Source organism: Paenibacillus sp. NPDC057934, assembly GCF_042887565.1.
In the GTDB taxonomy this organism is placed as follows: Bacteria; Bacillota; Bacilli; order Paenibacillales; family Paenibacillaceae; genus Paenibacillus_AQ.
Genome location: NZ_JBHVPB010000001.1, coordinates 366,923 through 386,681, shown reverse-complemented (window position 1 = coordinate 386,681; position 19,759 = coordinate 366,923). Strand labels below are relative to the sequence as shown.

At 48.5% G+C, this 19,759-nt stretch carries 20 protein-coding genes; 6 read left to right on the top strand and 14 right to left on the bottom strand.

The features are described from left to right. Positions 1 to 20 precede the first annotated feature (20 nt). From ACFVRY_RS01845 to ACFVRY_RS01830, 4 genes are all read right to left on the bottom strand, one after another. On the bottom strand, positions 21 to 1,361 hold the full coding sequence (locus ACFVRY_RS01845) for a sensor histidine kinase (protein WP_387496532.1): 1,341 nt from the start codon (positions 1,359 to 1,361) through the stop codon (positions 21 to 23). A 1-nt stretch (position 1,362) separates the two neighbouring features. Further along, positions 1,363 to 2,088 (bottom strand): response regulator transcription factor, encoded by a 726-nt coding sequence (locus ACFVRY_RS01840; RefSeq protein WP_387496529.1) that lies wholly within the window; start codon positions 2,086 to 2,088, stop codon positions 1,363 to 1,365. A gap of 148 nt (positions 2,089 to 2,236) precedes the next feature. Next, positions 2,237 to 2,860, bottom strand: a complete 624-nt coding sequence (locus ACFVRY_RS01835) for a hypothetical protein (RefSeq protein ID WP_387496527.1) — start codon at positions 2,858 to 2,860, stop codon at positions 2,237 to 2,239. Positions 2,861 to 2,978: 118 nt separating this feature from the next. Further along, entirely contained in the window at positions 2,979 to 3,326 is a 348-nt protein-coding gene (locus ACFVRY_RS01830; protein ID WP_387496524.1) for a hypothetical protein, read from the bottom strand. 82 nt (positions 3,327 to 3,408) lie between these two features. On the opposite strand from ACFVRY_RS01830, the gene ACFVRY_RS01825 reads away from it, so the two are divergent. Next, positions 3,409 to 4,551, top strand: a complete 1,143-nt coding sequence (locus ACFVRY_RS01825) for a VanZ family protein (protein WP_387496521.1) — start codon at positions 3,409 to 3,411, stop codon at positions 4,549 to 4,551. A gap of 71 nt (positions 4,552 to 4,622) precedes the next feature. Then, the gene (locus ACFVRY_RS01820) at positions 4,623 to 6,059 is read left to right on the top strand and encodes a serine hydrolase domain-containing protein (protein ID WP_387496518.1); all 1,437 of its coding nucleotides are present in this window, start codon (positions 4,623 to 4,625) and stop codon (positions 6,057 to 6,059) included. A gap of 76 nt (positions 6,060 to 6,135) precedes the next feature. Here ACFVRY_RS01820 and ACFVRY_RS01815 read toward each other — a convergent pair whose 3' ends face one another. After that, entirely contained in the window at positions 6,136 to 6,894 is a 759-nt protein-coding gene (locus ACFVRY_RS01815) for an exodeoxyribonuclease III (protein WP_387496515.1), read from the bottom strand. A 394-nt stretch (positions 6,895 to 7,288) separates the two neighbouring features. On the opposite strand from ACFVRY_RS01815, the gene ACFVRY_RS01810 reads away from it, so the two are divergent. Both ACFVRY_RS01810 and ACFVRY_RS01805 read left to right on the top strand, forming a co-directional pair. After that, a complete protein-coding gene (locus tag ACFVRY_RS01810; RefSeq protein WP_387496512.1) occupies positions 7,289 to 8,452 on the top strand; it encodes an MFS transporter in 1,164 nt (387 codons plus the stop codon). A 67-nt stretch (positions 8,453 to 8,519) separates the two neighbouring features. Then, entirely contained in the window at positions 8,520 to 8,861 is a 342-nt protein-coding gene (locus ACFVRY_RS01805) for a hypothetical protein (protein WP_387496510.1), read from the top strand. An 83-nt stretch (positions 8,862 to 8,944) separates the two neighbouring features. Here ACFVRY_RS01805 and ACFVRY_RS01800 read toward each other — a convergent pair whose 3' ends face one another. Continuing rightward, positions 8,945 to 9,805: a helix-turn-helix transcriptional regulator gene (locus tag ACFVRY_RS01800; protein WP_387496507.1), complete on the bottom strand. Its 861-nt coding sequence runs from the start codon at positions 9,803 to 9,805 to the stop codon at positions 8,945 to 8,947. Positions 9,806 to 9,929: 124 nt separating this feature from the next. Between ACFVRY_RS01800 and fabF the strand changes: the two genes are divergently transcribed. Beyond that, positions 9,930 to 11,168 carry a beta-ketoacyl-ACP synthase II gene (gene fabF / locus ACFVRY_RS01795; protein WP_387496504.1) on the top strand — a complete coding sequence of 413 codons (1,239 nt, stop codon included), beginning with the start codon at positions 9,930 to 9,932 and terminating at the stop codon, positions 11,166 to 11,168. An 88-nt stretch (positions 11,169 to 11,256) separates the two neighbouring features. On the opposite strand, the gene ACFVRY_RS01790 is transcribed toward fabF, so the two are convergent. The 3 genes from ACFVRY_RS01790 to ACFVRY_RS01780 form a co-directional block, all read right to left on the bottom strand. Further along, positions 11,257 to 11,526 carry a NifU N-terminal domain-containing protein gene (locus tag ACFVRY_RS01790; protein ID WP_387496501.1) on the bottom strand — a complete coding sequence of 90 codons (270 nt, stop codon included), beginning with the start codon at positions 11,524 to 11,526 and terminating at the stop codon, positions 11,257 to 11,259. Positions 11,527 to 11,540: 14 nt separating this feature from the next. Next, positions 11,541 to 11,687 carry a hypothetical protein gene (locus ACFVRY_RS01785; protein WP_387496498.1) on the bottom strand — a complete coding sequence of 49 codons (147 nt, stop codon included), beginning with the start codon at positions 11,685 to 11,687 and terminating at the stop codon, positions 11,541 to 11,543. Between the two features lie 229 nt (positions 11,688 to 11,916). Beyond that, complete coding sequence (locus ACFVRY_RS01780) at positions 11,917 to 12,984, bottom strand: ABC transporter ATP-binding protein (RefSeq protein WP_387496495.1); 1,068 nt, start codon at positions 12,982 to 12,984, stop codon at positions 11,917 to 11,919. Positions 12,985 to 13,218: 234 nt separating this feature from the next. Between ACFVRY_RS01780 and fabV the strand changes: the two genes are divergently transcribed. Then, entirely contained in the window at positions 13,219 to 14,409 is a 1,191-nt protein-coding gene (gene fabV / locus ACFVRY_RS01775) for an enoyl-ACP reductase FabV (RefSeq protein WP_387496491.1), read from the top strand. A gap of 100 nt (positions 14,410 to 14,509) precedes the next feature. On the opposite strand, the gene ACFVRY_RS01770 is transcribed toward fabV, so the two are convergent. The 5 genes from ACFVRY_RS01770 to ACFVRY_RS01750 form a co-directional block, all read right to left on the bottom strand. Continuing rightward, positions 14,510 to 15,523, bottom strand: a complete 1,014-nt coding sequence (locus tag ACFVRY_RS01770; RefSeq protein ID WP_387496488.1) for a phosphotransferase family protein — start codon at positions 15,521 to 15,523, stop codon at positions 14,510 to 14,512. A gap of 109 nt (positions 15,524 to 15,632) precedes the next feature. Beyond that, on the bottom strand, positions 15,633 to 16,601 hold the full coding sequence (locus tag ACFVRY_RS01765; protein ID WP_387496485.1) for a sugar phosphate isomerase/epimerase family protein: 969 nt from the start codon (positions 16,599 to 16,601) through the stop codon (positions 15,633 to 15,635). Between the two features lie 31 nt (positions 16,602 to 16,632). Further along, the gene (locus ACFVRY_RS01760) at positions 16,633 to 17,715 is read right to left on the bottom strand and encodes a Gfo/Idh/MocA family protein (RefSeq protein ID WP_387496482.1); all 1,083 of its coding nucleotides are present in this window, start codon (positions 17,713 to 17,715) and stop codon (positions 16,633 to 16,635) included. 47 nt (positions 17,716 to 17,762) lie between these two features. After that, on the bottom strand, positions 17,763 to 18,860 hold the full coding sequence (locus ACFVRY_RS01755; RefSeq protein WP_387496479.1) for a Gfo/Idh/MocA family protein: 1,098 nt from the start codon (positions 18,858 to 18,860) through the stop codon (positions 17,763 to 17,765). Next, entirely contained in the window at positions 18,853 to 19,620 is a 768-nt protein-coding gene (locus tag ACFVRY_RS01750; RefSeq protein ID WP_387496476.1) for a sugar phosphate isomerase/epimerase family protein, read from the bottom strand. Before ACFVRY_RS01750 ends, ACFVRY_RS01755 begins: the two co-directional genes overlap by 8 nt. Between the last annotated feature and the right edge of the window lie 139 nt (positions 19,621 to 19,759).

Genomic DNA, 19,759 nt, shown 5'->3' with positions numbered 1-19,759 from the left:
CATTAAATGATATGCCGGATCTATCCGCCCGGAGAAAAATCATCCTCATATTTCAGGAAGCTAAAGCACGCCCCTCCAAGTGATGAACGCGTATAACTCAATTCGCCATTTAGCCTTGCTGCGATTCCCCTACTTATCGCGAGTCCCAATCCGGTTACACCATTGGATCCGGTATAAAAGCGTTGAAATACAGCTTCTTGCTCCTCGTCATTCAGACCAGGACCGTCATCTTCTACATGGATAGCCCAGATAGTTCCCGTTCCAGGCCCTTCAATCCGTACCCTAACCCGGCTAGATGTATGTCTGACGGCATTTTGCAGTAGGTTGAGCAGAATGCGGAATAACTGCTCGCCGGGAATCCTCACTGGAAATCCTGCCCCCTCAACTTCCAGCCTGACATTCCTCTCTGCAGCAGCAGGAAGAAGGAGCTGCACCGCTTCCTCAGCAATGTCTCTAAGGTCCAGTACTTCGGCGGGCCAATACTCGTCGACTGCCTCCAGCCGCGAGAGCTGAAGCAGCTTGTCGACCATATTCATAAGCCGTTGGGACTGAACAGTAATAATGTTCAGCCCCTCTTCCTGGGAGACGACCTGATCTTGAATAGCATATACAAAGCCGTGAATGGACATCAGCGGTGTCTTCAATTCATGAGACACGTTCTGCAAAAATTCAATCTGATTGCGTTGATGCAGCCGGATACGGCCGGACATGGAATGAAAGGTTGTGATTAGTTCGCCGATCTCGGTCCGATCCCCTTCAGGGAAATCCTGGATTTGAGCGCGATTCGGTTCGTAGCTCCTTACCGCCTCTTTCAAGCGGTTCAATGGGCGAACGAGCCGGGATACGGTCAGAAGTCCGATGACCAGTATACCAAAAAAGCTCGCGGCAATCGACAGCAGCGTGGTCCGCAGCAGCGATCCATACAAAGCTCTAAGCGAAGAGAGCGGAGAATAAACAAAAATACGATAAGGCAGTCCTCTTACCGACTCCTCATTGTAAAGGACTTTTTTACCGTGGAGTGTAGTGATCCCTTCGCTGGCCCTCACCGGATCATGCAGTGTCTTCCCTTCCTGTCTGGAATCACTGGCGTCGATAATTTTGTTATGGCTGTCGAGCAGAAGATAGTCGGCATTCATCATCAGACCTCGCACGACAAAACGAAATTCGGTGCTGCTCAGGCCATTGATATCCCCTTCGTGCAGGATTCTGGCTGCCTTCAGCGCTTGGACATGCAGTTGGGACTTCACTTGGTTCACCAGAATATCATCAATCAGACGTACAAACAGTACCACGGTGATTCCGACGGTAACCAGCATGGCAATGAACAGGGAGAGCAGCATTTTAGCCCGGATCGTCCTCATGCTACACCTTCCGCACTATGGCTTTATAGCCGAAGCCCCATACGGTGTCAATCTGCAACATGGAATTCAGTTCGCCCAGCTTTTTACGGAGTCGCTTCACCAGATCGTCCACCACCCTCACATCGCCAAAAAAATCATATTTCCACACCTGTTGAATCAGATGTTCACGTTCAAAGGGACGTTCAATATGCATAGCCAGGAACATCAGCAGCTCGAATTCTCGCGAAGTCAGGCTAAGTGAGATGTTACCCACGGTTATTTTGCGGAACTCTGGCTGAATCTCTACATTGCCGAATTTGTAGATACTTTCACTAGTCTCAAGCACAGTAGCTTCTTCTGCAGCAGCAATGCCGCCTGCCCCTCCTGACTTAGCCAGACGAAGCATCGCTTTAACCCGGCCTACCAGTTCGCGGGGGTTGAAGGGCTTGCTTAGAAAATCACTGCAACCGAGCTCCAGCCCCTGGATACGATCATTCTCTTCACCCCGCGCAGAGATCATAATGATCGGCATTTCGGTAAATCTGCGCAGCTCTGTTAACAGACTCAGCCCGTTGATCCCGGGCATCATGATATCCAGAATCAGACAGTCCGGCGTGTTGGCTCGGACATGCTCCACTAAATTGTGGCCGCTGGAAAAGGAGGTTACATCATAGGTTTCCTTACGTAAATACTCGGAGAGCAACTGCAGAATGAAAAGATCGTCGTCCACGACTACTATTTTGCTCATAATACCTAACCCCTTCACCGTTCGTTGTTCAAAAATCTGTTCTTACAGGTTATCATAAATGACAATAGACGGGTATCCCTTTACGGTCCCGTCTATTGCATAATACTGTTCTATTATTTATTTTATAACTGCGACCTAGTTGCTAATCTTATTTCTTTTTAGGTTGAACAATTACTGGATTCGCGGCAGTTTCCTTTTTAGGCGTGCTTTTTACCGGAGCTTTCGCCACTGGTTTTTTCACTATTGGTTTTTTGGCCACCGTTTTTTTCACTACTGGTTTCTTAGCCACTGGTTTTTTGGCAACAGTTTTCTTGACAGCAGTTTTGGTAGTTTTAGATTTTGCGGTAGTTTTAGATTTTGCTTTAGCTGTTTTAGCTTTTGCAGGCGTTGCTTTAGCAGTTGTAGTTTTTGCTGGAGCCGCTTTAGTTGGTGTTGCTTTTACAGGCGTTGCTTTTGCTGGCGTTGCTTTAGTTGTCGTAGTTTTGGCGGGTGTAGCTTTGACAGGTGTTGTTGCTGGTGTAGACTTCTCAGGTGTAGTGGTTTTTGGTGCAGTAGCAGTCTTGGTTGTTTCTGGTTTGACAGCAGTCGTTTGGGGCGGAGTGACTTTAACGCTTGAGACTGGCTTGGTGGTAGTCGTTGCAGGCGTTGTTACAGTTTTTACAATTGGGGTAGCCGGTTTAACCGGTCCTGCGGCTGCAAACGCGCTAGTCGCTCCACCCAGTACACTCACTACTGCCATAACCGAGATTACTTTTTTTGTCCATTTGTTCATCTTGAACACCTCTTTCTTTAAAGTATCTTCATCTTAGCAGGCGGTTACGGCATTTCTGTGGGAAAAATATGAGAAAAGTATATGAAAAAAGGCCGCAGCAGTCTGCGACCTTTTGAAGCTATTTTTTATCCACTTGAAGCAAAGTTACTGTCTTTAACGTATAGGTATGATGGATACGCTCATCTGAGATCACGTTCAGCTTCACAAGACTTGCCACTTTGGCCGGGTCTGCTCTGGACAGCAAACGCCACACCTCGGGGTCAGACAGCGTCTCATAGAGTCTGGCATCATCGTATTCCTTGCGGTTCTGCACAACAAGCTTGACCTTATAACTTCCAAGCTCGGCATCACTAGAATCCTGGTTGCTACAATAAGCGATAATCTCTTCACGGAGTCCCGCCAGTTCCTTCTCAATCTCTTTCTGCTTCTGCTTGAGCTTATAGTACTGCTGTACCTTCTTCTCCATTGCATCACGCTCCTCTATGACATATCTATGCCGGAAGAGTCGATTAAATAAGTATGCAAAATAATCAAACGGTAGGTGTATCATGTTTCAATCGTATTTGTTTCCTATTTCTTATGCTTTTATGACGTTTCCGCTTGCAGCACTGTTCTTCACGCTGCCTTTTATGATCGTCCAATATCGCAGACATGGCTATATCCATAAAGTTAGGGCGTTAATGCTGTATCTGCTTCTGCTCTACTTGATGAACGCCTTCTATCTGGTCCTTCTCCCTCTTCCGGCTTCCCGGCATAATCTGCCACCAACCGGCAACTCGATCCAGAGTATTCCCTTCCAGTTTATTCAGGATATCATGCAAAGTTTCCGTGCGGGATCTACGGATGCTCCGAAGTCCTACTGGTCCGTACTGAGTGAACCGGCCTTTCTTCAGATCCTGTTCAATGTTCTTCTAACGGTGCCTTTTGGCATGTTCCTGAATTATTATTTCCGTACCCGCTGGGTGGTCTGTCTCATGCTGTCCTTTAGCTTATCTCTCTTCTTCGAAGTCACACAGATTACAGGAATCTATGGGTTCTACGACCATCCTTACCGTGTCTTTGATGTGGATGATCTCATGGCGAACACGTTCGGCGGAATTCTCGGCTTCTGGGTAGCTTCTTGGATATCCGGATTGCTTCCAAAGATTGAACAGCTCGATGCGGAGGCCAATCTTGTAGACAAAAGGGTAACTTTCCTACGGCGCAGTATCGCGTTTATGATGGACAGTTGCGTAGTCTTCCTTTTCTACCTGACACTTCGCTTCCTTTACGTACCAGGTGCCTATTGGATTGCAACAGGCGTCTACTATATCCTGCTACCGTGGCTGACTAACGGGCGAACCGTTGGCAAATGGGTTGTACGAATTCATCTGCAAGGATTAAATGGAGCAAAAATCTCCCTCTGGGGGCTACTAAAGCGGTACGGGGTACTTTATTGCGTATTCTTTGGTCTGCAAGTGCTGCTCCTTGAACCGAAGGTAGTAGATCTCTTATCTTCTGCATGGTATCTACGGTTACAAGGATTGTTCCTGCTGATCGACCTTCTATTCTTTGTTCATCTCATAATCAAGGTCTTCAAGAAAGACTCCATGCTGTTCTATGAGAGCATCAGTGGAACCATTCATGCCATTTCCTGGCCGGAGAAGATGGGGTCCCAAACAGAGGATGTACCCCCAGTTTCTGTGAATTAGGGATTGTTCATAGCAATGGAAATTGATTACAATAGATGAAGCAACATAATCAGAGCAGAGGAGAGAATAGAATGACATCTAGCATAAATGTAAGCCTGCCAAGAAGCCATCCTGAAGCACTTGGCATAGACTCTAGGGCGATTGAACGTTTTCTTGCCACTATAAACAGCAGTGGAGTGGAACTACATAGCTTTATGTTGCTCCGGCACGGCAAGGTTGCCGCCGAGGGCTGGTGGAACCCCTACAGTGCTGATCTTCCACATGCGCTGTATTCAGTCAGTAAGAGCTTCACCTCAACCGCTGTAGGTTTTACTGTAAAAGAAAAGCTTCTGACGGTAGATGATCTTGTCATTTCATTCTTTCCAGAAGATCTGCCGGAGGAGATCACTCCTTATTTGGAACGGCTAGCAGTCAAGCACTTACTGATGATGGCTTCCGGACATACACAAGACACTACGGAGAGCATGAGCCAACAACCAGATGGTAACTGGGTCAAAGCTTTTTTCGGAGCCCCTCTGGAGAAAGAACCCGGCACTCATTTTCTTTATAATAACGGAGCTACCTATATGTTATCTGCCATTATCCAGAAGGTGAGCGGACAGAATCTACTTGACTATCTGAAACCCAGACTGTTCGACCCGCTTGGCATTGTTAATCCGGTTTGGGACACTTGTCCACGTGGAATCAGTGCAGGTGCGTTTGGCCTCAGTGTGATTACAGAAGATATCGCTAAGCTGGGACTCCTATACCTGCAGCAAGGAGTATGGAACGGAGAACGCCTTCTGGACGAAGAATGGATACAAGCGGCAACCACGAAGCAAATTGACAATGGGGATAACCCAGATAGCGACTGGAACCAAGGTTATGGCTATCAATTCTGGCAGTGTCGCCATCAAGCTTACCGTGGTGACGGCTTCTTTGGCCAGTTTTGCCTGGTTATGCCGGAGCAACAAGCCGTGATCGCCATTACAGGCGCACAAGGCGATATGCAGATGGTTCTTAACACGATCTGGGATCATCTGCTCCCAGCGATGGAACCTGAGCCGTTAGCTTCAAATGAGGCCGAAGCAGAACGGGTTGCTGTCCAATTAAGAAAGCTTGCCATTTCTCCACCCCATGGTCTGGATTTTTCGGAAAATGAGGAAATGATGAACGGGCAAATTTATAGATTGGAGGACCCGCATGGCTGGCAATCATTTTCTGTAACCTTCAACGGGAATGAAGCCGTGATTACAATGATCCACAAGGAAAATTCATACATCATTAGTGCCGGACGGAGTTCTTGGCAAGCAGGAAGAAGCAATCTCATAGAAGAAACTGATCTTAAAGTAGTTAGCTCCTTCACCTGGACAGACGCAGATACGTTTGAATACAGTATCCGGTTTATTGAAACGGCTATCCTCATCACAGTGGAAGTAAAAGTGGATGGACAAACCATTGCGCTGAAGGAAAAAGTTAACGTGGTTCCTGATACAGTTAATCGTGACGCCATAATCGGAAGAATATAGTTCTCCAACCTCCACTCTTCAAATTACACACAGGGCGCTCCGCACCATTGTACATGGCTGCTGGAACGCCCTTTTCTTATAACTCTTCAACAACCAGTGTGATCGGGCAATGATCACTGCCCAGTACATGAGATTCAATGCCTGCGGACACTAGCTGCGGAGCCAATCTGGACGAAGCCAGGAAGTAGTCGATACGCCAGCCGACATTCCGTTCTCTCACTTTTGGCATATAGGACCACCAGGTGTAAGCCTCCTCTAGCTCAGGATTAAAGGTTCTAAACGTGTCTATAAAGCCAGCGTTTAGAAGCTCTGTCATCTTGCCTCGTTCCTCATCTGTGAAACCGGAATTACCTCGATTAGACTTGGCATTCTTAAGATCGATATCCTCGTGGGCGACATTAAGATCACCGCATACGATGACCGGCTTGATGGCATCCAGTCCTTGCAAATAACTGCGGAAGCGATCCTCCCACTCTAACCGGTAATCCAGCCTAGCGAGATCACGCTTGGCGTTCGGAGTATATACGTTCACCAGATAAAAACCCCCGTATTCCAAGGTAAGTATCCGTCCTTCCGCTTCTTCATCGCTCTCCAATCCATATCGCACGCTAAGCGGCTCGACTTTGCTGAATACCGCCGTCCCCGAATAGCCCTTCTTCTGCGCATAATTCCAGTATTGGTGATATTCTTCATGCTGTTCCAGCGAGATTTGCCCTGCCTGCAGCTTGGTCTCCTGAACACAGAAAATATCGGCATCCATCTCTTTAAAGAAGTCATTAAAACCTTTGGTTACGCAGGCCCGCAGGCCGTTCACATTCCATGATACTAGCTTCATAATCTCATTTTCTCCATCTCTGTTGTTTTGGGTCAACCACTGATTCTAACTTATATAAGCCGAACTTAAGACTCGGTCGTCACTACGGTGGAATGTTTGGACTTCCGGCCGCTGTTGTCTCCAGATTTCTTTCAATTTTTCCGTTGGTTGCGGTGAAATCTGGAGACAGTCTATGCTTCCGATACGAGCTTTCCTGCGGAAAGCTTTCAGGCGGTCGCTTCGCTCCTACAGTTCCAAACTTCCCCCTTCGTTCCTTCTCCCTTTTAGTTTCTTTTTTTGTTCGGTTTATATAGATTCATTATTTTCGTTTTATTCATAGCCTACTGGAAAATCATGATACAATATAAGGACGAGTCAATATAATCTATGGAATACGTGAGGGATCAGAATTTCTATGAACGCACCAAGACTTTTAAGAGGCTTTAATTTTTTGTATTTTGCACTACTAGCGATGTTTATTCCCTTTCTTCCCGTTTATCTGGGCGAGCAGGGTCTGAACCCGGCCCAAATCGGATTTATAGTCGGAACCGGGGGCTTCGTCACGCTTATCGCTCAACCGTTGTGGGGGATGATCAGCGATAAAACAAAAACGGTCCGCAAGGTACTGTTGCTTCTGCTGCTGTTCTCCAGCGTTATCGGATATCTGCTATATGATTCTACCAGCTACATCTTGCTCGTCCTGTTCGCCATGTTGTTATATTTTTTCCTCATGCCGATTGATCCGCTGACTGAAAGCCTGAATTTCAGCATCGCCGAGGCTTCCGGGGTCAGTTACGGCTCCATCCGTACATATGGTGCGCTAGGGTATGGAGTGACCGCTCTGGTGACTGGTTATGTGATGTCTTATTGGGGGGCGCACAGCATCGCCTGGCTGTTTGCAGCCATTGGTGTAATCAGCTTTGCTATAAGTTGGATTATGCCTGATGCACCAGTCGCCAGCAAGCCTGTCACACTCAGCAGTCTCAAGCAATTCCTGAGCAACAAAGAGACCTTATTATTCCTGGTGCTGATCTTTATCTGCTCCGTTCCCGCCCGAATGAACGATATCTTCCTCGGTGTCTACATCAAAGAACTAGGAGGTAGCCCGGAACTGGTTGGACAAGCATGGTTCTTGGCGGCCTCCAGTGAAATTGCCGTGTTCGCCCTCAGTTTCTGGTGGCTGCGCAAGGGGAAGGAACTGATCATTATCACCATCTCGGCTGCTTTTTATTGTGTTCGCTTTCTCCTCTCAGCGTGGATTACCGATCCTCACTGGCTGGCCTACCTGCAAATTCTGCAGATCCTGACATTCCCGGTTTTCTACTCTGCCGCGATTCAGTATCTGTACCGAATTGTCCCAGTGGAGTGGCGGGCTACAGGTCAGACCGTCCTTGCCCTGCTGTTCTTCGGTGTCTCTGGTATTCTCGCCTCTTATGCAGGTGGAGCAATGTACAATACCTTTGGCGGCCAGACGCTATACTTGACCATTTCCATCATGTCCTTCCTGGGTATGACCGTCGGATTCCTGCTATACCGGGTGTACGGAAAGCGACCTCTCCGTGGTGAAAATGTTGCGTAGCTAAGTCGAATCACTTTATATTAGCCCTATTAAAATGTGCTTACCTCCTAAGTCATATAAGAGAGCATTGATAGATTTCCAGCATATCATATTCTATCAAAGCGCAAAGGAGGTCATTATAATAGCTATCCTATTACCGCAACAATCCTTTTCTCTGCAACCTGTCGTCGGCAAATCCTATTACGAGAATCTGGCTGGAGGCATCAATGCTGCTGTTACTGTACAGAACAATTCTGCTTTTCCTGTAGAGCTTGTTCTTACCCGTGTTAATGCACCGGTAGTCACTTACACAATTCCTGCTTTCAACAGTCTCACACTTTCCGTGAATAGACTACTCGTTGCCGGACTGTTAAGTACAGCTGCCGGAGCCGTATTCGGCACAATTGAAATCGCCACCTCCGATTTCTAACGCTTTACCGAGTATCCGCCCATACTCACCCATTGAATTCCCCCTCCTTGGCATCACTGACCGCACTTTGGTTGGTGATGCTTTTAAATATGAGGACCTAACTCTTGCTGCTCTAACAATTGCTTCAGCTTTGCTTCTGTATTAGAATCTCCTGCCGGCGTATAGATGCTACACCGTAGATCCGTAGTGCCGTGTACCTGAAGTGAGGTGAGATGAAAGAGCATTTTCCCGGCCTTGGCATGCCTGAATTCAAGCACCACATCCGGGGCCGTACTGACACGACTCTGCTCCCAAAGCTCGTTAAAATCAGGATGTGTGTCTTTCATTTCCGCGATAAAATCATCGTACCATTGATCCTCCACATACTGTCCGTAGTAGGCACGGAAGATGGACAAGTAGCCACTCACGAACTGCTCCCAATTCACTGCGAGACGCTGAAATTCCTTGCGGACAAATAACAGCCTAATCATGTTCCTTTCTTCAGCAGGCAGCTTGGAAAAATTGAGAAATACATGCGCTGCTGCCTCATTCCAGCCGACAATCCCGCAGCGCCGATCCGAAATAATCGTCGGGCAATACTTCAGCTCCTGCAGAATCTTCTGCAAGGATGGGCTGATGGCTGATGGCTCCTCCTGCGGAAGCACAGGGCTTCCGGTTCCCGTCTCCAAAGCCAGCGCGAACAAATACTTTCGTTCATCCTTGGTCATCTGTAGTGCTGCCGCTATACAGTCCAGTACGGACGAAGAGACCTTAATATCCCGCCCCTGCTCCAGCCAGGTATACCAGGTACTACTGACGCCTGCCAGTTGGGCGACCTCTTCTCTCCGCAGGCCCGGCGTACGCCGCCTTGATCCCTCAGGTAGTCCCACGGAAGACGGCGAAATGGCCGCCCGGCGCGCTTTAAGAAAATCGGACAACGCCTGAAGTCTCGTCTGATTGGACATACTGTTAATCCCCTCCTTAACACTGAATTTATTATATCACTGATTATACTAGGATAAACTACAACTTGTAATAGGATATTGAAAATGAAAAAATAAACCTACACTTTATTTGGGAGGTTGCATTATGGAACGCGTAGTTATAACAGGCATGGGATTAATCTCGCCGCTAGGAAATTCGGTGGAGGAATTCTGGAATGGTTTGGTTCAGGGGCAATCTGGCATCACGCAGATTACTTCTTTTGATACATCGGCCTTTAAGAGCAAAATTGCGGGGGTGGTACATGACTTCGATGCAGAGGCCAGGTTTGGCCGCAAGGAAGCCCGGCGAATGGATCGATTCACTCAGTTTGCACTGGCCGCCGCTGAGGATGCCTGGAAACATTCCGGGCTTGAGCTTGACCAGATTGACCGCGAACGACTGGGCGTGTACGTAGGCTCTGGGGTCGGAGGCATCCAGACCCTGATGGAGCAGGAAGCTGTATTGAAAACACGCGGCCCGCAGAAGGTCAGCCCGACCCTGATCCCCATGCTGATCTCCAATATGGCGGCAGCAACAATCAGCATCAAGCTCGGTGCACAGGGACCTACATTATCCCCGGTTACAGCATGCTCCATCGGCAATACTGCGATCGGGGAGGCGTTCCGCCTGATCCGTTACGGGGGCGCCGATGTCGTAATTTCTGGAGGCTCCGAGGCTGCTATTACAGAAATCGCGCTGGCCAGCTTCGGTAATGCCACTTCGCTATCCACGCGCAATGACGAACCAGCCAAGGCCAGCCGCCCCTTTGACGGCAGCAGGGATGGCTTTGTCATCGGTGAAGGCGGAGCGATCGTCATCCTCGAATCTCTCTCACACGCCCTGCGTAGAAACGCCGTCATCTACGGTGAGGTTATTGGTTATGGCGCCAGCTCGGATGCCTATCATATGGTCGCCACCCATCCCGAAGGCATTGGTGCCTATCAGGCTATGAAGCTGGCCCTTGCCGAAGCAGGGATTCAGCCGGAGGATGTGGACGTGATTAGCGCACATGCCACCAGCACCCTTGTCGGCGACCGCTCCGAGACTATGGCGATCAAGAAACTGTTCGGCGAAGCCGCTTATCGCATCCCGATCACGGCGAATAAATCCATGACTGGACATGCCCTAGGTGCCGCTGGTGGCCTGGAAGCCATCGCCCTGATCAAAAGCCTTCAGGATGGTATCATCCCTCCTACCATCAACCAGGAAACACCTGATGAAGTCTGCGATCTGGACTATGTACCAAATACAGCGCGCAAGGCGGATCTGAACCTCGGAATCTCGAACTCCTTCGGATTTGGCGGTCATAATGCAGTCATCGTGGTTCGTAAATACGAGGACTAAACTGACCAGATGAATCCTTGGGTATCATATCTAAAAACCCCTCAGAATCGCACACTTGCGATAACTGAGGGGTTTTGTGGTTGTTGTCCTACTCGTATACCGTAGTAAAGGCTTGCTCCACTTGTGGCAAAATTTGATCCCACTCCGCATCCGGGAGTTTGCTGACCGTCACGAAGTCACGAATGCCGAAGATATTATCAATACCTTCAATCGCCAGCAGCGCTTGTGCCAACGGGTGCTCTGTCGCGTCTCCCCTTTTTAAGGATGTGCTCGAGGGTCCTTCAAAGATAGTTTGGTTGGTGTTGATTTTAACCGAATTGGGATTAGGTGTGTTCTGAACATTGATTTGAATAGACATGGTACCACTCTCCTTCACAAGCCATTGTAGCACGGCTGTCCTGAATTGCCCAATTTGCGCACTTTTTCGAAAGGTCCCGTCCATTTCTGAACCCATCCCCCACCGTCTTTAGCCTTAATTCTGACGAACTCGAAGTATTCCTGCCCAATCCAGAGATTCATTCACGACCAAGTGATCAATTTTCAAAGAATCACCTCACCTGGAATGATTTCTTTTGGTAAAATATTATAATTTAAGTGTATCAGAGGCTGCCGCTATTGAGAACTCGAGGACTACAGCTAACTTTCTCCTAAAAATACAAAAACCGGGCCGCTACAGCGACCCGATTACTATATAAGCCCCTTGCAGGACTTAAGCATTGCTATTAAAGTTAACTTGTACAGCTATATGTTACAGAACTACGCCTTCAACCAAGACAGGCTGCTCATACGTGTTCTTCAGAACGCGTTGTCTATTCTTCACCACATCAGGCGGTTCTACAGCAGGCGCCATCGGGTGCAGCAGCCAGGACTTCACGAAATGCGTATCTGATACTTTGTAAAGTGGTGGCTCTTTCTCCATGTCAATCTGCATAGCATACGTACTGCGCAGGGCAAACGCATCGCCCTTAGGCGGTTTGATCAGATCGGGAGGTGTTCCCGGAATCGCGGTTAGCAGAGAGCCTTTGCTCTCCAGACTTGGCATCGAAGCCAACAGACCCCAAGTGTACGGATGTCTCGGATCATAGAAAATCTCTTCCGCAGTACCTGTCTCAACAATCTGTCCAGCATACATCACGGCAACCCGGTCGGCCATTCTGGCAACGACCCCGAGATCATGGGTGATAAAGATAATCGCAGTACCAATCTTCTTCTGCAGATCCTTCATCAAATCCAGAATTTGTGCCTGGATCGTTACGTCGAGTGCAGTCGTTGGCTCGTCCGCAATCAACAATTTAGGGTTAGCTGCCAGTGCCATCGCAATAACGACACGCTGACGCATCCCGCCACTGAATTCATGTGGGTACTGCTGGAACCGTTTCTCCGGGGAAGGAATTCCCACAAGCGAGAGCAGTTCAATACCACGTTTAATTGCGGCTTCCTTGGTGATCTTCTCGTGCTTGAACAGCACTTCTGTAATCTGCTTACCAACCTTCATCATCGGGTTGAGCGAGGTCATCGGGTCCTGGAAGATCATGCCGATCTCCTTACCACGAATCTTCTGCATTTGCTTCTGAGACTTGCTGATTAATTCCTGTCCATCGAACAGGATCTGTCCGCGCTTATAAGTACCCTGTGGTTCAGGTACGAGCTTCATTACGGCTTGTGAGGTTACACTCTTGCCAGAACCGGATTCACCGACAATCGCAAGTGTCTCGCCTTTATCTACATGGAAGCTAACACCCCGGATGGCTTGTACTTCTCCACCACGTGTGTTGAATGAAATCGCTAAGTCTTTTACCTCTAATAGGCGCTCCATCTTATCACGTCACCCTCTCAATTTCCCGAAAATTATGATAAAAAATCTCATTCCACGATGAGCAATAAGTATAATTTTATCTAGTTTTATAGCCCTACGTCAAGCGTTTTCTGAAATTAACAGGTGTTCAATTTTTATTTCAGCTTCTCCTTTGAAGAAGTCCTTGTTAAGATAAGAACGAGCTATGTCAATAGCTATTCCCCAATTCAACCAACGAAATGAGGTAACGTCATAATGATGATCAAACCGAGAACGCGCGGCTTTATTTGCACAACAGCCCATCCCGAAGGCTGCGCTGCTCAGGTGGCGGAGCAAGTGGAGTATATCACCTCACAGCCGCCGATCAACGGCCCGAAAAAGGTCCTTGTGATTGGAGCCTCAGCCGGATACGGGCTTGCTTCGCGTATTGCTGCAGCCTTCGGATCGCAAGCAGCCACCATTGGCGTCTACCGCCCCAGCACGGCGAGCGACACCCGTACGGCTTCGGCTGGCTGGTACAATTCCGCTGCTTTTGAACAGCTTGCGGCTGACGCCGGCCTTCAATCCTACAGCATCACTGGAGATGCGTTTACCGACGAGACAAAGGCTAGAACCATTGAACTGATCCGCAGCGAGCTGGGACAGGTCGATCTCGTTGTCTACAGTGTAGCCACTTCGCGGCGAACTGATCCCGCCACTGGCATTACACATACGTCTGTACTAAAACCTGTTGGCCATGCATATACCAACAAGACTGTCAATTTTCATACCGGAGAAGTCGGCCTCGTGACCCTTGACCCCGCAGCCGAAGAAGAATTGGACGCTACAGTAACGGTAATGGGCGGTGACGATTGGAAGCTGTGGATCACTGCCCTTGACGAAGCCGGTGTACTCGCTGACGATGCCGCGACTGTAGCCTTTTCTTACATCGGGCCTGAGCTAACCCGTGCCATCTATCGCGATGGTTCCATCGGGAGAGCCAAGGATCACCTCGAGGCAACTGCCAAAGAAATGAATGCCCAGCTCACACCACGTGGCGGAAAAGCCTATGTAGCCGTCACAAAGGGATTGGTCACGCAGTCTAGCTCCGCTCTTCCTGTCGTCCCGCTGTACATTTCCTTACTTTATAAGGTCATGAAAGAGCAAGGGCTTCACGAAGGTTGCATTCAGCAGGCCTATCGGCTGCTCTCAGATCGTCTGTATGCCCCAGAAGGCACACCCGTGGATACAGAAGGCCGTATTCGCTTGGACGATCTGGAGATGCTCCCTGCGGTACAGGAGACAATAGCCCAGCTATGGGACGAGATCAGTACAGAGAATATCTACGAGCTATCTGACCTTCAAGGGTACCGGCGTGAATTTTTCCAGCTGTTCGGTTTCGAGACAAAGGGCATAGATTATGAAGCTGAATCCAATCCCATTGTCAGTGTTCCCAATATTCGCTAACCATTTGCACAATCTATCTTTAAAAATACATCAAACAGGCCGAAATCCTCACTTCAAGGGGATTCGGCTTATCTAGGGTCACCATGTAATACTATAAGATCTAGACCACTGAACCCGTCTCTTCTTTACCGCAAAATATTGTCCAACCCTGAACGAAATTATCTTGCGTCCATTTCACATGGCCTTGATCCTCATATTTCCGTGAATAGCATTCGATGACCATAATGAGATCAAAGTAGAGATCATAGAGCTTATTGCGCGCACGTTGGTTTGGACTATCTATTGTCATCCCATACCCTTGATAAAAAGCGGGAGAATTCTCGTGACGTCTACAGTAGTATTCAATCAGTTCATCACCCCACAGTGCCCGCTCCCAGTCGATAATCGCTGTAATTATCCCGTCTTTTACGAAGACATTGCCGTTCCACAGATCCCAGTGCACCAGTCTGGGCTGAGTGACTTCATCGAGAGCTGGAAGCTGTGTATTTATTTTCTCCCTAATCTCCGCATAAGCAACCGGCAGCCCTACGCCTAGTCGCTCGCCATCTTGCAGCAGATTGTCTATCATGACGCCAAAAGTTGCACGCCATGTGCTTGTCTGGCCGCTCCTCACCTGATGAAAATAGCCAAAGTGTTCCCCCTTGACCTCGTTAATGCACCTGTTATATCGCCCAATCTGTGTCTCTATCGCTTCCCTCTCCTGTGGAGAGAGACCTTCCTTGATTTCGTTGTATGGTTGTCCCTCGATCTTCTCCATAAAAAAATAAGGATACGGGATAAGCTTCAGACTCAGATCATAGCTGAACACCTCCGGCACTGGCACAAGTCCAGTGACGCGGATCAGCCGAAGCGCTTCAACTTCGGTGCGCATAATATCTTTTTCACAGCTTAACGTCTCCGCTTCCGCCGACGGTGCAACCTTCAGAATAACGGATCTGCCGTCGTTTAATTCCAGATCATACCCTGTGTTGAACATGCCTGCGGTCAGCTCTGTTACCCGGTTGATGGCTGTCGCCGCGCCAAATGCTGACTTGACGAGAAGATCCAACTGCACATCGTTTAATTTTGGCTTGATTACGCTCTCCATGAAATAACCACCCTTATTATCTATCATGCTGCAAGCATCTATTGAAAAATGCCTTCGCCACAGCAGAAAACCGCCAGCAACTGGCGGCTTCTTGGAGGGAAATTTGCTATGTTTTATATTCTACAGCTATTGATGATTACACCCACCACATATCGGCCAATGGTTCCTCGATCAGAACTTGACGAAGGTTGTCAACGGCTTTAGAGAAGCCTTCTTCTACCGACATCAGACCGTCTTCGTGTTCAATACTCACTACATAATCATAGCCTACCAGACGCAGCGCGCTGATGATGTCCGCCCAGGTCTTCACGTCATGACCGAAACCAACGGAACGGAACTGCCAAGCACGATCAAGCATATTGGTGTAAGGCTGCATGTCCGTCAGTCCGTGCATGTTCACGTTCACCGGATCAATGACGGTATCCTTAGCGTGGAAGTGATGAATCGCGCCTTGGCGTCCAAGAATGTGAATCGCTTGTACAGGATCGATGCCTTGCCACCACATATGGCTTGGATCAAGGTTCGCTCCGATGACTTCGCCTGCCGCTTCTCTAAGACGAAGCAGTGTAGCCGGAGTATGTACGGAGAAACCGCCATGCAGCTCCAGACCGATCTTCACATCATGCTGAGCGGCAAAAGCGCCCGTTTCTTTCCAGTAAGGGATCACCTTATTCTCCCACTGCCAGGTCAAGATCTCTTGGTAGTCATTCGGCCATGGGGCCACCGGCCAGTTCGGATATTTCGCATCTTCATGGTCGCCAGGACAGCCGGAGAACGTGTTGACTACTGGAACGCCCAGCTTTTGAGCCAACTTCACAGAGTTCACGAAGTCCTCGTGATCCTTGCGGGCCAGTTCTTTTTGTGGATGCAGCGGGTTGCCGTGACAGCTCAGAGCGCTGATCGTCAGTCCGCGTGACTCCACTGCGTGCTTAAATTCTTTTAATGCTGTCTCATTCTCAAGCAGCAGTGCCGGATCGCAGTGGCTATTACCCGGGTTGCCCCCAGTGCCAATTTCCACGGCTTTTAATCCTTTGGATGCTACATAATCCAATGCATCTTCCAGCTTGCGTCCGCCGAAGAGAACCATAAATACGCCAAGTTTCATGATATGCCACCTCTCTAAATATGAGAAAATTTTAGTTTAGTACCAAAGATTCATACGTATCAAAATCCGTTACCGCTTGCTTAGTCCGGCTGGATTCAAAAATCGCTTCAATCAGCTTCAACACACGCATTGCTTCCGTATTTTTGACAATAGGCTCTGCAATTCCTTCAATAACATCTGCAAAGTTGTCGTAGAAGCCAGAAGACATCGTGTACGGTGACGGCAATGCTTCGGTTATGGTCGCACCCTCAGAAGGAGGCGCCATAGTCTTAGTTAAGCCTACGCCTGCCTGAATTGGCTTCGGTTCAACCTTAACTGAATCATGGTTTCTGGTCACAACTCTTCCAGCTAATGACCAATCCTCGATGATGGCCGTCCCTTCAATCCCTTTAACATACCATCTTGGCAGTTGGATGAAGTTCGTCGTTCCCACTTCTACCGTTGCAATTACGCCGTTCTCGAATTGCAGGTACGCTTCGAAGCCATCATCCACCTCGTCGCCGAGGATAAAGCTCAAGCGGCTAGACACACTACTGATTTTACTATCGATGAGATAGAGCAATTGGTCCAGCAAATGTACGCCCCAGTCCAGCAGCATTCCGCCGCCGTGAGCTTCCAGATGACGCCAGTCGCCCGGGATACCATTGGCTCCATGAACACGGGATTCGACCTGGAATAGTTCTCCGATTGTGCCCTTGGCATGCATTTCTTTGATCACCAGGAAGTCTTCATCCCAGCGTCTGTTCTGATTCACCATCAACACACGGCCGGTTTCCTTGGAGACAGCGATCATTTCTTCAAATTCCTGACTATTCATCGCCACCGGCTTCTCGCAGATGACATGTTTACCTGCCCGCAATGCTGAGATAGCTATGTCTTTGTGCACATCGTTAGGCGTAGCAATCAGGATTACCTCAACCGACGGATCGGCTAGCACCTGATCAAAGCTTGCATAAGAGGTATAGCCTGCTTCAACGGAGGCTTTGCGGCGATCTTCCAGAAGATCAAAAGTTCCTGTAACTTCCAGACGGCTGTTATTTTTGATCAATTTACTATGATAACTGCCCATGCCTCCGAAGCCAACAATAACCAGAGAATGTTTGTTTGCGCTCATCGTTTCCACACCTGCTTTTAATTGAAGTAGTGTTACTTTTGATTGTATTAATTATCGGATGTTCCGTCAAAATATACCGCACGACCCGTACGGGCCGACTCATAAACAGCTTCCAGAATTTGCGTAACTACAAATGCCTGCTCCGGCTTCACAACTGGCTCTTTATCTTCTCTGATTGCTTCCAGCCATAGACGCGCTTCACGGTCGGATGCATCCTCTTGGCCGCCGCTATAGAAAGCTACGCCTCCAGAAGACAAGTCTACTTTAGTCTCATACAGACGTCCGCCACGGTCGCCGTTAATGCGCAGACCATTCGTCATATCCGCACCAGCTTCTGTTCCTGCCAGCAAAGTTTTAGCTTCTCCGTACTCAGCAACGTTTAGTGCCCAGCTGGATTCTAGCACAATGGTAGCACCATTCTCCATCGTAATGAATCCGAAGGCAGAGTCTTCAACCTTGAATTCTTCTGGGTCCCACTGACCAAAAGCATTACCGGCATCCTTGCGGTCACCCAGCTTGTGGAAGGTAGAGCCAACAACACTACGTGGTTTGTAGTTATCCATCATCCACAACGTAAGGTCAAGGGCATGAGTACCGATATCAATAAGAGGTCCGCCGCCTTGCTTCTCTTCATCAAGGAATACACCCCAGGTAGGAACTGCACGACGGCGCAGCGCAATCGCTTTGGCGAAATAAATATCGCCCAGTTCACCGTTCTCACACATCGCCTTCAGATACTCGCTATCAGAGCGGTAACGGTTCTGGTAAGCGATAGACAGCTTCTTGCCTGTACGTTTGGCTGCATCCAGCATTTCTTGCGCCTGCGCAGTAGTCTTCGCCATAGGCTTTTCACACATAACGTGGTTGCCAGCTTCCAGGGCAGCTACCGTAATTTCGGAGTGGCTATCATTTGGTGTACAAACATGAACAACATCGAACCCTCCGTCCTTCAACATTTCACGGAAATCGGTATATACAGCAGCGCCTTCGGCACCGTACTTCGTAGCAGCCTCCTGAGCGCGTTCTTCAATAATATCGCAAAAAGCTACCATTTCAGCGTCAGCCTGACGTGACAAGCTTGGCATATGTTTACCGTTCGAGATGCCTCCGCACCCGATAATTGCAATTTTCAACTTGTTAGACATTTATATTTCCCCCTTGATTTGCGTATGCTTTTACCCAGTTCAAACTGTCTGTTACACTTTCAAACGCTGGACGGCTACAGTAATCCTGTTCTACAACGGCCCATTCCACACCCGCTTGCTCAGCTGCTTTCAAGATCGCAGTCAAGTTCACTTCGCCTTCGCCCAGTACAACCGTTTCCGGTGAACCATCTTCGCGTTTCTTCACATCCTTAAGATGGATGATTGGCAGTCGACCTGCATATTTGTTGATGTACTCTACCGGATCGTAGCCGGCAAAATGCACCCAACAAGTATCAAGTTCAGCTTGAAGCAGATCAGCCGGAACTTCATCGAACAGATAGTCCCAAGCCGTACGACCTTCCACTTGCTCGGTAAATTCAAAATCATGGTTATGATATGAAAGAACAGCGCCGTGTTCTTTGCATTGTTCACCGATCACCCGCAGGTTGGCCGCAACATCTTCCCACTTCCGGTCTTCTTCATTAAGGTACGGAACAATGAGGTTCGGATTACCGATATGCAGATTGAAAGCTACTTCCTGTTTTGCATCCTTAATCATGGCATCGTATGGGCGATGTGCCCCTAATGCAACCAGTCCGGTCTCATCCAGCAGTTGCTTCACTTGTTCAGCCGTACGTCCAAAGTAATTGTAGAATTCCACGCCACGGTAGCCCAGGGCTGCCACTTTACGGACGGTACCTTCGAAATCCTGCTCCAGTTCTTCTCTCAGCGTATACAGCTGAAGACCAATCTTCAACATAGTCTAATCACTCCAATTGGGTTAGGGTTAACTTCTGCTGCAATCTTCATTCAGGATACCAAATTATGGAGAGTATCCGAATTAACGACATGAACAATAGGGTCATGTATAAAATGAGGACATTATTACCATATTTTTG